This window comes from Chitinophaga sp. 9-1-y, from assembly GCF_059511905.2.
This window is the reverse complement of the sequence record NZ_CM197955.1, coordinates 969,928-983,968: the sequence shown is the minus strand read 5'-3', so window position 1 is coordinate 983,968 and position 14,041 is coordinate 969,928. Positions and strand designations below refer to the sequence as shown.

8 protein-coding genes are annotated in these 14,041 nt (G+C 46.2%); 2 read left to right on the top strand and 6 right to left on the bottom strand.

Translation table 11 applies throughout. The features are described 5' to 3' along the window. Window positions 1-18: 18 nt before the first annotated feature. The 4 genes from AC5ZC7_RS03910 to AC5ZC7_RS03895 form a co-directional block, all read right to left on the bottom strand. Complete coding sequence (locus AC5ZC7_RS03910; protein ID WP_511911384.1) at window positions 19-3,465, bottom strand: SusC/RagA family TonB-linked outer membrane protein; 3,447 nt, start codon at window positions 3,463-3,465, stop codon at window positions 19-21. A gap of 150 nt (window positions 3,466-3,615) precedes the next feature. Further along, on the bottom strand, window positions 3,616-4,797 hold the full coding sequence (locus tag AC5ZC7_RS03905; RefSeq protein WP_496162021.1) for a FecR domain-containing protein: 1,182 nt from the start codon (window positions 4,795-4,797) through the stop codon (window positions 3,616-3,618). Between the two features lie 75 nt (window positions 4,798-4,872). Next, complete coding sequence (locus AC5ZC7_RS03900; RefSeq protein ID WP_496162022.1) at window positions 4,873-5,457, bottom strand: RNA polymerase sigma-70 factor; 585 nt, start codon at window positions 5,455-5,457, stop codon at window positions 4,873-4,875. Window positions 5,458-5,523: 66 nt separating this feature from the next. Next, on the bottom strand, window positions 5,524-6,117 hold the full coding sequence (locus tag AC5ZC7_RS03895; RefSeq protein WP_496162023.1) for a TrmH family RNA methyltransferase: 594 nt from the start codon (window positions 6,115-6,117) through the stop codon (window positions 5,524-5,526). Between the two features lie 272 nt (window positions 6,118-6,389). On the opposite strand from AC5ZC7_RS03895, the gene AC5ZC7_RS03890 reads away from it, so the two are divergent. Together AC5ZC7_RS03890 and AC5ZC7_RS03885 are read left to right on the top strand one after the other, a co-directional pair. Further along, window positions 6,390-9,077, top strand: a complete 2,688-nt coding sequence (locus tag AC5ZC7_RS03890; RefSeq protein WP_496162024.1) for a hypothetical protein — start codon at window positions 6,390-6,392, stop codon at window positions 9,075-9,077. Between the two features lie 149 nt (window positions 9,078-9,226). After that, the gene (locus AC5ZC7_RS03885) at window positions 9,227-9,610 is read left to right on the top strand and encodes an SdpI family protein (protein WP_496162025.1); all 384 of its coding nucleotides are present in this window, start codon (window positions 9,227-9,229) and stop codon (window positions 9,608-9,610) included. A gap of 68 nt (window positions 9,611-9,678) precedes the next feature. On the opposite strand, the gene AC5ZC7_RS03880 is transcribed toward AC5ZC7_RS03885, so the two are convergent. Both AC5ZC7_RS03880 and AC5ZC7_RS03875 read right to left on the bottom strand, forming a co-directional pair. Next, on the bottom strand, window positions 9,679-12,861 hold the full coding sequence (locus tag AC5ZC7_RS03880) for a multidrug efflux RND transporter permease subunit (protein WP_496162026.1): 3,183 nt from the start codon (window positions 12,859-12,861) through the stop codon (window positions 9,679-9,681). Between the two features lie 28 nt (window positions 12,862-12,889). Further along, window positions 12,890-14,026, bottom strand: a complete 1,137-nt coding sequence (locus AC5ZC7_RS03875; RefSeq protein ID WP_496162027.1) for an efflux RND transporter periplasmic adaptor subunit — start codon at window positions 14,024-14,026, stop codon at window positions 12,890-12,892. Between the last annotated feature and the right edge of the window lie 15 nt (window positions 14,027-14,041).

Genomic DNA, 14,041 nt, shown 5'->3' with positions numbered 1-14,041 from the left:
ATTTTAAATAATCAGTCATTAAAATGAAGCATTAACACCAAAAGAGAACATCCGCATCATCGGGTAATTGATACCATAACCTTTATCGATGGTAGAAGTAGGATCCAGGCCCTTAGGGAATTGGCTGAAAGTAAAGAGGTTTTCTCCGCTGAAGAATACCTGTAGTTTATTGAAGGAGATTCTTTTCAGCATAGACTCAGGAATACTGTAAGCAAGGCTAAGGTTCTTGATACGCATGTAGGCAGCGTTTGTCATATACCTGGTTTGCACCAGTTTGTTAATGGCGGAATTACCGGCTGCTTTGGCGTAAGTACGTGCGTAATGTGCATCTGTATTGGTAGGCGTCCAGTAATTCAATTCATGTTGAAAAATGGTACCAAATTCATAGTTGTAAGGGAAGGTGAGGTTATTGCTGATCCAGAGATCACGTTTACCTACGCCGGCAATAACAAAGGAGAAGTTCCAGTTTTTATAACCTACACCACCATTGATACCATACTGCAAAGCCAAACGGTTGTTACCGATAATGGCCAGGTCGCCGTGGTTAGCCAGGGTATTTTGTCCGTTGGTAATCACCCCATCGCCATCAAAGTCTTTATACAGCACATCTCCGGGGTTAGGTGTTACAAGGTTGGAACCATTCCTGATCTGTTTAACGATACCGGATTTGATCACACCATTATCGAAGTCAGATTCCTGGTATAAGCGATCTGTTGTGTATCCCCATATTTCGGCCATGTCTTTACCTACATAATAAGTGCTGAGAGAGCCGGCTTTATTATTATCAAATTTAGTAATCTTTGATTTGAAGTCGTAGAGATTAGCGGAGATATAATAATTGAAATCGCCTACTTTATCTCTCCATTCCACTAACAGTTCATATCCCTGGGATTGCAGGTTGGCAGCATTTTGCAGTGGAGCGCCGGTGCCTAATACGGCTGGCAATTGAATAGCGCTGGTCAGCATATTCAGGGTTTGTCTTCTATACCAATCGGCCGATAAATTGAGGCGATTATCCAGGAAGCCGGCATTAAGACCAAAGTTCAACGTCCTCACTGTTTCCCAGGTGAAATTGGGACTGATTAAACCAGGCGTGCTTAACGTAGTTGGACGCGTGCCTCCACTCAACCAACCTGTCAATGCAGGATTCATGGCATCCAGGAAGCGATAGGGATCAATATCCTGGTTACCTACTTCGCCCAGTGAAGCCCTGAGTTTCAGCTCAGATAAAACAGGCTTGAAGCGTTGCATGAAATTTTCTTCTGAAATACGCCACCCGGCGGAAGCAGAAGGAAAGAAGCCCCATCTGTGACTGGCAGGAAATTTAGAAGAGCCGTCTGTTCTTCCATTTATTTCCAGCAAATATTTTCCTTTGTAATCATAGTTGATACGGCCGAAAAAGCCTTGCACACTCCATTCCAGGTAATTATCATCGGCGGTAAGATTGCCTACTGCCGTAGAGATAGAAGGAAGATCAGCAGATATCATCTGGGTTTTGTTTGCCCAAAGCGATTCCCGGTGAAAATCATCCTGGTTATAACCACCCATCACGGTGAAGTTATGATTGCCGAACGACTTGTTATAGTTCGCATACAGGTTGAGCGTCCGCCTGCTGTCGGATTGATTAAATTTATAGAATGCCGCATTGTTAACAGGTACGGTTGTTTTTACTACAAATTCAGAAATGTCGGCATAGTTGAACGACTTATTATAACTGGTAACTGTTTCCCTAAGATTTTCAAAGAGATATTCACCGGTAAGCGTCAGGCCTTTCACTGGTTTGGCAATCACTTTTCCCATTAAACGGATGTCATCAATTTTATCGGTGGTTGGTACGGAGTTCAGTAATAAATTTTTAGGTGTACCAGTAGGATATAATATTCCACCAATGGTCATTGTATCTACTGTTGGCACATAGGAAGGGCTATTGCTGGCCGTATTCCATAACCAGGAACTATTGGGGTCTGATTTAATGGAGTTATAATAGCTGGCATCCAGTTGGGTAGTGAGCCAGTTGGTGACATCTGTGGTAACAAAAGATTTTACATTGTAACGTTTATAAGAATCGGCGTTGGACACCATGATACCGTCTTCATTAACGGTACCCAGAGACAGGCGGTAGGCTGTTTTTTCAGATCCTCCGCTTACGGCAAAGTCGTGCATCTGTTGCACACCGGCGTTATCAAATAGCTGACCAATCACATCTGATGGTGCCAGCTGATACCTCACACCGGCATCGGTAGTATATCCCAGCGGATATTTAGCAGGATCAGCTTTGTAGTCGTTCAGGAATTGCAGCCATTTGTCCACGTTCTGACCGGTCCAATAAGCGCCATATCCCATGTCTTTATAAGCTTGCACGGTGGCCAGCGGACTGGCCGCTTTGGGGATAGAGCTGGGAGTAGAAAATGTGAAGTTGTTGCTATAATCGAATTTTATCCTACTGTTTTTGGTTCCTTTTTTTGTAGTGATCAATATAACGCCAAAGGCTGCACGCGCACCATAAATAGCCGCTGATCCGGCATCTTTCAAAACGGTTACACTTTCAATATCATTTGGATTCAGCATATTCATCGGGCCACTGAAAGGGATATTGTCTACCAGGATCAAAGGGCCGCCACCATTGATACTGGTGGTACCGCGGATATTGAAATCAAACCCGCCACCTGGTTCGCCGGTACCGGAAGTTACCTGTAACCCCGGCACAATACCCTGTAAGAGGGTACCGGTGGTACTGGCCGGACGGTTGCCCGCTACTTCGTCCATTTTAACTACGTTGACCGAACTGGTAAGATTTGTTTTCTTCTGCGTACCATATCCCACTACTACAAATTCATCCATTTTTTTGTCGGCCGATTTCAGGAAGATGTCGAGGTTGCCTGATTTGCTGACAGGTATTTCCATCACTTCATATCCTACGAAAGAAATGACAACAATGCCACCCTTGTCAGGAATCTGTAGCGTGAAAGCGCCGTTGGCATCTGCGGTAGTTCCTTTGCTGGTACCTTTGAGCGACACTGTAGCACCGGGCAATGCCTGTCCTTTTTCATCGGTAACACGGCCTTTAACAATAATATCCGCCAACATTACCAGTGGAATCGCCGGCCGTTCTTTGATAATAATTATCTTATCAAGAATTTTGTATTCAAAGGGCTGTCCAATGAAACATAAGGCCAGCGCCTTTTCTACGGGCATGTCACGAATCGTCAGGTCTACTTTGTTGGCGCGCTCCAACAAATGGCTGTCGAACCAGAAGTCATACCCGGTTTGCCTGGTAATAGACCGCAGGACTTTCTCCAATGAAGTTTTATCTGCCGTAATTGTCACATTCTGGGCGCTGATTTTGGCCGACAATTGCAGGCAGACAGATAATAGGAATAACACCGTCAGTTTCATAATCAATAGCTTCTTTAGTAAAGACCATTGGCTGAATTCCCTTTTTTGAGAGGAATGCAAGAAAATCATACTTTTGTTTTTAGGCGTGTCAAAAAATAGCTTCTTACCAGGAAGCCTTGTTTTACGATCAGATATTTTGGGCATGCCTGAACCGGGCCGGCAGTCTTACCAGGACTTCCGGCTTTTATATTCAAGCAATTACTGTAGCAGCGCCTAACGCTATGGCAGGACTGTCAACTTTTTACCTTCGAGCTGGAAGTTCATTCCATATAGCTCCATGATTTTTAATACGGCTGTTAAACTCTTGTCTCTTGAAATTTTTACAGTGAAGAAGCGATCAGGTATGGTTCCTTTATAGACGATCTCTACATCATACCACCGTCCCAGTTGGCGCATAATAGATTTCAGGTCTTCATTCCTGAACTGAAATACATTGCTTTTCCAGGCAATGGCGTCGTCTACATCGACATCCTGATTGACTGACATTTGTCCTTCTGCCGTTGATATCACTTGTTGCCCGGCAGTGAGCACTTTCATTGTTCCTGATTTACTTTGGTTGACCTGAATTTTTCCTTTTACTAACGTAGTTTTTATAGTTGACTCATCATCATACGACTTAATATTAAACGAGGTGCCTAACACCGTTATCTCCTGTCCCTTACTTTTTACAACAAAAGGTTGCATAGCCGCCGCTACATCAAAATAGGCCTCTCCGGAGATGCTGACTAATCGCGTGTTCCCGGAAAATGGTGTTTCAAATGAAATAGTAGACGCCACATTCATCCATACCTGGCTACCATCCGGTAAACCTATCAGCAATGGTTTACTACCCCTGGGAACCGTGATAACAGCCAGTTCCGGGGCGGCAGCCCTGGCATTATTTGTATATTCAATTTTATCAGGCGATAATTTCTGCCCACCATTACTACCAGGAGTAATAGCGGCACCATTTTGTAAGCTGTCGATATACACCCTTTTACCATTACCTAACGTTACGTAAGCCCTGTTGACAGCAGGCGAGGGAATATTGACATACTCCTGGTGTTGCGTATTTACCTGCACCGGTGGCCGCGTGCGCCAACGTGTTACCAGGTAAACGGAAGTACTTATAACCAATACGCAAATACTGGCCGCATACAATGCCATCTTCCGGTAATTGCGGACAGGGCGCATACCCTTTGTGGTATATTGATCCAACTGTTGCCAGACACGTGTTTTGGCCTGATAGATATCCAGCAGCTCCTGTTTCACCACTGCTTCATTGGACAACTCGGCCATTAATGCGCGGTTGTCAGCATCGGCTTCCAACCAGGCATCCAGTTGCCATTGTTCTTCCGCAGTGAGTTCCCCGGAAAGATGTTTCAGAATGAGTGCTACTATTTGTTCCTGTTCTGACGGCATTCGTCGCGATTTAGTACTGGTTGTACTATATAAACACCGCCGGTATCAAATTGTCCCGAAGTTTTTTTATTTTTTTTAGTGAGATAGCAATAACACCAGGTGCAACAATTCGTTCTTCAGCAATTTTGTACGCAATTGTTTAATGGCTTCCGTTTTAAGATTCCTGACTGTTTTTTCGCTGATACCTGTCTGTTGGGCTATTTCAGCATTTTTCAATCCCTTAAGGCTCAGTTGGAGGATGCTGCCCATCTTTCCAGGGAGTTTTTCAACTTCCTGGTACAGGTGTTGGTAAATTTCCTCCCTCATGGTGCTAAATGATTCCAGTTGCAATTGTTCATGCGATTGTTGCCTGGCCAGTTCTTCATGTCGCCGATTCATCCGGTCTTCGTTTCGCAGATGATTCAGACAGGCATTTCGGGCAATTGTATATAATAATGCACTAATATTGGATTGGGCTGCCAGGCTACTACGTTTGTCCCACAGTTTTACAAACGTTTCGAGTGTAATATCTTCCGCCACCTGCCGGTCCTCCACGAATTTCATTGAGAAAGAAAATACTAACAGGAAGTAGTCATTGTACACTGTTTCAAATGCTCCCCTGTCACTATCTGACAGTTGACGGAGCAATAATATTTCATCAATTGGTAAGTAGGCAGACATTTAATAATCAATCCAGTATCAGTGGCTAATATAATCAATGCCCTTGTTCCAGGCAATTAATCTTTCCTAGATATCTCCTTCCTTAAAGCCCCATTCTGTCAGGAGGGCATTGTACCGGTCGTTCGGTAGTCCCTGCTGCTGGTAATGTCCGGCGATTGTTTTCTGACGCATGGCTTCATAAATGCTGACCGCGCATGCCACTGAAATGTTTAAGGAACGGATGATACCCATTTGGGGAATGATAAAATTCCCATCCGCCATGGCCCTGGTGGCATCACTCACACCATTCTGCTCATTACCGAACACCAATGCTACCGAACCGTTAAAATCAATATCATATAAGCTCACCGCATCTGCGGCCAGGTGGGTGGTCAGTATCTTGTCGTAATGCTTGCGCAACTCGGTAAAACAATCTGCGGCATTGTCAAAATCATGAATGGTCAGCCATTGTTTGGCACTGCTACTGCTCCGGTGGCCCCAGTTCTTATCCCGTGGCGGCTTTGAGGTGATAATATAAATATCCTGTATCCCCACGGCGTCACAGGTACGCATCACGGCTGCTACATTGTGGGGGTCCTGTACATCTTCCAGCACCACTGTTAAATTGATCTGCCGTCTCTTTAATACCGACAGTAACCGTTCCTTTCTTTCTGGTGTCATGGTGCAAAAGTAAGAAAAAGCGGAAAGCAGAAGGCTATTTTGGAAGATGACCAGAGCGGATTTTGTCTCTGTATAGGATTATACTGATTATACTGATTTTTGATTTTTGATTTTAAAAATTTAACAAGATGATGATATCCATAGGAATATCCACTTCGATCTACTATCATCTTTTAAAATCTAAAAAAATATAATCAGTATAATCCTGTACAGAGACAAAATCCGCTCCTTCTGCTTTCTGCTTTTCCTTATCTTCACCGCAAAAAAAGCCTATGCTCAAAAAGATCCTGAAAATTGTGGGCATCACAATAGTGGTCTTGATACTGGCAGCGATTGCCATCCCCTATTTCTTCAAAGACAAGATCATTGCAAAAGTTAAAACGGAACTGAACAACCGGCTCAATGCCAAAGTGGACTTTAAAGACGTGGACATCAGTTTGTTCCGGCATTTCCCACGACTGGCCGTTGGACTGGAAGACTTACAGGTAATTGGTACCGGTGAGTTCTCTGCAGATACCCTGCTGGCAGTAAAACAAATTGATGTAGCCCTGAATCTCATGAGTGTAGTAAAAGGCGATAAGATGGATATCTATAATATCGCCCTGATACAGCCACGGATACACGCTATTGTAAATAAAAACGGCGCCGCCAACTGGAATATTACCAAACCAGATACCAGCGCAGCTTCGCCTGCTGATACCGGCAAAAGTAAATTTGCCCTGAGCCTCCAGCAATATAAAATTGAGGACGCCCTGATCAGCTACGACGACCGCCAGGGAAATATGGCTTTGCTCATTACCGGCTTAACCCACCAGGGTAAAGGCGATTTCACGCAGGATCAATTCCTGTTGCAAACCAACACCGTGGCCGAAGGCATTACCTTCCGGTATGGACTCATTCCTTACCTCTCCCAGGTAAAAACCAAACTGGATGCCGCTATCCAGGTGGATAATAACAGCAACACCTACACGCTGAAAGACGGTAAAGCTGCCATCAACAACCTGGAACTGGCCCTGCAGGGATTCTTTAAACTCGTAAATGACTCTACCTATGGTATGGACATGAGCTTTAAAGCCCCTTCTACCAACTTTAAAGACCTGTTGTCGCTGGTGCCTGCTGTATATAAAACAGATTTCGATAAGATAAAAACCAACGGTACGGCTGCTTTCGACGGGTTCGTAAAAGGCAATTACTCCCCGGTGCAAATGCCTTCGTTTGGATTGAACCTGGCCGTAAAAGATGGCTTCTTCCAATATCCTGACCTGCCTAAACCGGTAAAAAATATCCAGATCGCCATGAAGATCAGCAACCCGGATGGCGTACCTGATCATACCGTGATAGATATGCCTACCGGCCACCTGGAAATGGATAACACCCCACTGGACCTGCGCTTACTGGTAAAAACACCTATCTCCGATCTGTATGTTGACGCTGCCGCCAAAGGCAAACTGGATCTGTCTAAAATCACCCAATTCGTGAAACTCGAATCCGGTACCAATTTATCCGGTTTACTCGATGCGGATATCAGTGCCAAAGGCAATATGAGTGCTATTGAAAAACAACAATACGATCGCTTCTACGCCGCCGGTACCCTGCAGCTGAGCAATATGCTCTATAAAAGCAAAGACTACCCCGATGGCGTGAAAGTAAATAACCTCTCCCTCCAGTTTAACCCTAAAAACGTAACGGTAAAAGACCTCAACGGACAATACATGGGTACCAACTTCGAAGCCAATGGAGAAGTGAATAACCTGCTCGCCTATACGTTCAAAAATGCGCCACTGGATGGTAAAATGAACTTCAAGGCAGATGAAATTAACCTGGACAAATGGATGGGCACTACACCTACCGCTCCGGATCCTGCTACTGCTAAAAAAGACAGCGCTGCTGCCGTACCATTTGCTGTTCCTGCTAACCTGAACCTTGGCCTGGTAGCTAACGTAAATAAAATTCATTACGATAAAGCGGACCTGACCAACGTAAGCGGTAACCTCCTGGTGAAAGATGAAACCGTTACCATGCAGCAACTGAAAGCCAACGCCCTGCAAGGTACCATGGAAATAAACGGTAGCTACAGCACCAAAGCCAGTAAAGTAAACCCGGATATCAACCTGGCTTACAATGTACAAAACCTGGATGTGCAGCAAACCTTCAACACCTTCAACACGGTACAGAAGTTAATGCCGATTGGTAAATTCCTTTCCGGTAAAATCACTTCGCAGCTAACCATGCATGGTAAGTTAGGTAAGGATATGTCGCCCGACCTGAACACCCTTACCGGCGACGGTAACCTCCTGCTGATACAGGGCTTCCTGAAACAGTTTGCACCGGTAGATCAGCTGGCTAATACCCTGAATGTATCTCAACTGAAAGATATTTCCCTGCGTGATATTAAAAACTACTTTGCTTTTGAAAACGGCCGCGTAAAAGTAAATCCGTTCAAAGTAACCGTAGGTGGCATCCGCATGGATATTGCAGGCTCACACGGCTTTGACCAGTCGCTCGATTATACCCTGCAACTCGCGTTACCCCGCAGCCTGATGGGTTCGGCTGGCAACACGCTGGTCAACAACCTGGCATCACAGGCACAAAGCAAAGGTATCCCGGTAAACATTGGAGATAGCGTGCATCTGCAGGTATTAATGGCCGGCAACATTCTCAAACCAAGTGTAAAAACAGACCTGCGTGAATCTGCCAACAACCTGAAAGCACAGGCGGCTGAACTGGTGAAGAATAAAGTAGATTCTGTAAAACATACGGTAAAAGACAGCCTCAACCAACTCAAAAACACCGCAGTGAATTCCCTGAAAGACGAACTGAAAAATCAGCTCAGCGGAAAGAAAGATTCTACCCACACCGGCAAACCATTGGATAATGTGGGCAAACAAGCCGGGGAAACGGTGAAGAATACACTGAACGGATTGTTTAAGAAGAAGGCCACCGATACCACGAAACATTAAAGAATTACGAATTACGAATTACGAATTACGGATTTGTGCGTAGATGGTAAACGCGAAGATCATTCGCTGTCATCTACCCACAAATCCGTAATTCGTAATTCGTAATTCGTAATTCTTTCGTAACTTATGGTAACCAAAAGCCCCGGACCATGTTGTTGCGTTTCCTCCATTCCACCTACTGCAACGCTGCTATCTTCGCCGGCGTACTATTTTTCCTCATGGGATATGTTATTCACCGTTTTCCACCGAAAACGACCAAATCCTGGTATGGCTACCGCAGTGTCCTGTCTACCAAAACACTGGAAATGTGGCATTCCGCCAATGAATATGCCGCCGGTATTTCCAAACGGATCGGCATTATACTGCTGGCCGCCGGGCTGGCCTGTGCCCTGCTATTCGACAGCCAAACCGATTGGTTCCTGTACATCACTGTAGGCGCCGTGGTAGCCGGCACCATGTATATGGTAGGCGACACCGAATGGCAGTTAACAAGGCATTTCGACAAAGACGGAAAACGCATCCTGCCGGAATAAAAACAGGAAAGGCGCCGCTTGCGCAACGCCTCCCTGCTTATATATAATTATAAACCCTTCTTTTTTGCCTACAGTTTTCCCTGTATATCATGCTCAGGTACTGACTGGTAGTTCTCTTTCATTTTACGTAGCTTCTCTTTACCATACGCCAGGCGGGTAATCACCACATACAATACCGGCACAATAAAGATGGCCAGGAAGGTAGCCGTAAACATACCACCTAATACGGTCCAACCCATGGTTTTACGCGCTTCCGCACCTGCACCGGAAGAAAACACCAGCGGCAGGATACCTAACAGGAAAGCCATAGACGTCATGATGATAGGCCGTAAACGGAGCTTCGCTGCTTCTACTGCCGCCGTTACCAGGTCCATCCCCCTGTCTACCCGCTCTTTCGCAAACTCCACAATCAGGATGGCGTTTTTGGCCGATAAACCAATCAACGTAATCAAACCAATCTGTGCATATACGTTATTACTCAGCTTAGGCAGGAAGGTAAGCACAAGGATGGCACCAAAGGCGCCAATAGGGACCGCCAGCAGTACCGAGAAGGGTACGGACCAGCTTTCATACAAAGCTGCCAGGAACAGGAACACAAAGATGATAGAGAGGGCAAAGATGTATACCGTCTTGGAACCTGATAATAATTCCTCACGGCTCAAACCGGAGAACTCATAACCATATCCGTCTGGTAACGTTTCCGCTGCTACTTCCTTCAGCGCATTGATAGCATCACCACTACTATATCCTGGCGCTGGTCCACCGTTGACTTCCGCAGAGCGGAACAGGTTATAGTGAGAAATCACCGGCGCTGTTTCTATCACTTTATAAGAAGTAAGCGCACTGATGGGCACCATAGACCCGGCACTGTTGCGTACAAATAACTGGTTCAGGTTTTTAATATCTCCCCGGTAAGTAGAATCCGCCTGGGTTACCACGCGGAAGTTACGCCCGTAAATGGTGAAGTCATTGATATAAGCACTACCCATATACGTTTGCAGGGCAGACGCAATATCTGATATTTTCACGCCCATTTTCTTTGCCTTCTCACGGTCTATATCCAGCTGGTAGCCTGGTGTACGCGCGGTGAAGAAGGAAAAAGCCTGCGCTATTTCCGGCCGCTTGTTGGCAGCAGCCAGGAAGTTCTGCAATACCCCTTCAAAGGCTTTGATTTCCCCGGCGCCTCTTTGTTGCAATACAAAAGAGAAACCGGCTGTTTGACCTAGCCCCGGGATAGCCGGTGGCTGTATTACCACCACATTGGCTTCTTTATACTTACTCAGCTTTTTCTTTACGGTAGCCACTAACGCGGTAATCTGCAGCGAATCTGCCTTACGTTCTGCCCATGGCTTCAGGGAGCAGAAAATGGTACCACTGTTGGATTTAGAGGCAAAGCTCACCGCATTCAAACCGCCCAATGCTGCATAGTGCGCAATACCCGGCGTTGCTTGCAGGTCCTTCATCATTTGCGACATCACTCCTACCGTACGCTCTGTAGAGGACGATTCCGGTAAGTCGAAAGTGATAATCAAACGACCCTCATCTTCTGTAGGAATAAAGCCGGTAGGCTTGGCCTTGAATAACATCATCGTACCTACGAAAATGCAGATCAGGATCACCACTGCAAAACGGAAGTAACGGATACTTTTCTTCACCCCTATAGAATAACGGGAAGTGGTATGTCCGAACCAACGGTTAAATTTAAAGAAGAACTTGTTCAGCCCTTTTGAATCCTTATCCAGGTGCATGGGCTTCAGCAACAGGATACACAAGGCCGGTGTTAATGACAATGCCACAAAAGCAGAGATCATTACGGAAATGGCAATTGTGATAGCAAACTGTTGGTACAAACGGCCTACGATGCCTGGTATAAATCCTACCGGCACAAACACCGCAGCGAGAATCAACGCAATCGCGATCACGGGGCCGGAAATTTCTTTCATGGCCTGCGCCGTAGCATCCCTGGGCGTCATTTTCTCATGGTCAATATTATGTTGCACCGCTTCCACCACCACAATGGCATCATCCACCACAATACCAATGGCGAGTACAAACCCAAACAAGGTCAGGGTGTTGATGGTAAAGCCAAGCGGGATGAAGAAGATGAACGTAGCGATAATAGATACCGGGATAGCCAGGATAGGAATCAGGGTAGCGCGCCAGCTCTGCAGGAACAGGAATACCACAATTACCACCAGTATCAGGGCTTCTACCAGGGTATGCACTACTTCTTCAATAGATACTTTTACCACAGATACCGACTCAAACGGCACTACATATTCCACATCTTTCGGGAACTGTTTTTTCAGTTCTTCCATGGCGGCGGTTACATTCGCGGCTGTTTCCAGCGCGTTACTACCCGGCGCCTGGTACACGAGCAGGTAAGCGGCACGTTTACCATCCACATAGTTATTACCTGCATAGTTAAATTTACCTAACTGCACGCGGGCTACATCTTTCAGGTATACGAGCGTTCCATCAGACGGACGGGTTTTCACCACGATATTGCCGAATTCTTCCGGTGTGGATAAACGTCCTTTTGTAAAGATGTTATACTCAAATGTTTGCCCGGTTTGTTGTGGCGGCGCACCAACAGATCCGGCGGTAATCTGCGCGTTTTGTTCTGCCAGCGCAGCGCGGATATCGTCTGCGGTAACGCCCATTTCAGCCAGCTTATCGGGTTTCAACCAGATGCGCATACTGAAATCATCCGCACGGGTGAAGATATCCCCTACTCCTTTTGCTCTCAGCAACGCATCTTTTACATATACGTTGGTGTAGTTATCGAGGAAGGTAATATCGTGTGTGCCTTTGGGTGAGTACAGTGCCACCAGCATCAGGATACTGGGGTTACGTTTTCTAACGGTTAAGCCTAAACGCTGCACTTCCTGCGGCAGGGTAGGTTGTGCAATACCCACACGGTTCTGCACATCCAGGGCGGCAATATTGATGTCGGTACCTACTTCAAAGTTAACCGTCATACTCATTTGTCCGCTACTGGTATTGTTGGTATTGATGTAAGTCATACCTGGCGTACCATTCACCTGCACTTCCACCGGGGTGGCCACGGTTTGTTCCACCGTTTGTGCATCTGCACCGGTGTAGGTACCGGTTACCTGTACGGTGGGGGGTGAGATCTCCGGATACTGGCCCACGGCCAGGTTCATCATCGCCAATATTCCCACCAGCACCAGCACAATAGATATCACTATGGCCGTTACGGGTCGTTTTATAAAAGTATCTGCAATCATGATCTTCGCTGTTGATTCTACTGATAAACTATTTCTTCGCAGGCGCGCCTTGTGGTGCGGCTGGTATTCCTATCTGTATTTTGCCACCATCGCGTAAGCGCTGGAAGCCTTCAATAATGACCTTATCACCTGCCTGTACGCCGTCCATGATCACTATTTTATCACCGATTTTTGGTCCCAGGTGTACTTTCTGTTGGGCAGCCACAGAATCTTTGGCTACAAATACAAAGTATTCGCCCATTTGCTCGGTCACTGCTTTATAAGGGATGATCAGTCTTTCGCCGGACTGGTCATTGAGTACGCGTAAAACACAGCTCATGCCATCTTTCAGCTTATCGTCCGGGTTATTGAATTCAATACGCACGCGGATGGTAGCGGTTTGATTGTCTACTCCACGGTCGATGGCAAGTATTTTACCGGCATGCACATAGGCCGTACCATCGGACAATTGCAGCCTAAACGTACTATCGTTGCCGTTACCTTTGCCCTGCATCGCTGCAAAGCGGGGGATATCATTTTCTGTTACTACAATATCCACTGCTATAGGATTTTCACTGGAGATGGTATTCAGCAGGGTGCTACCAGGGCTCACCTGTGCGCCCAGTTTCACCTGGGAAATACCAATGCGTCCGGTAAACGGTGCTTTGATGAGAGAGTAATCCAGGTCGGTACGTACCGCTGCCAGGTTAGCTTCGGTGGCGGCCAGCTGGCTACGGGAAGTTTCGAGTGTAGCTTTGGCGTTATCGAGTATCTGTCGGGCTACCGCATCCTGGTCGGCCAGGCGCTGATAGCGATCGTCATCTTTCTTTGCTCTTTCAAAGCTCGCTTTTGCACTGGCCACATTGGCCTGTGCCGAAAGAACGGCGGCTTCATATTTACGGCGATCTATTTCATACAATGTTTTTCCCTTCTGCACAATTTCTCCTTCTTTGAAAAAGATGCCCGTAATAAACCCGGCCACCTGGGAACGCAGTTCCACCTGGTTAATAGCTACCACTGTAGCGGGATACTTATCGTAGTAAACGGCCGGTGCTACAGTTGCTTCCGTAATATTCACCGGTGTAGGGGGCATCACAGGCGCCGTTTTTTTAGCAGGACCACTGCAGGCCGATAAGCCCAGGATACTGGCAGCGCTGATTAAGATAATGTTGTTCATTTTTTTCATATCCGTTCCGGTTAC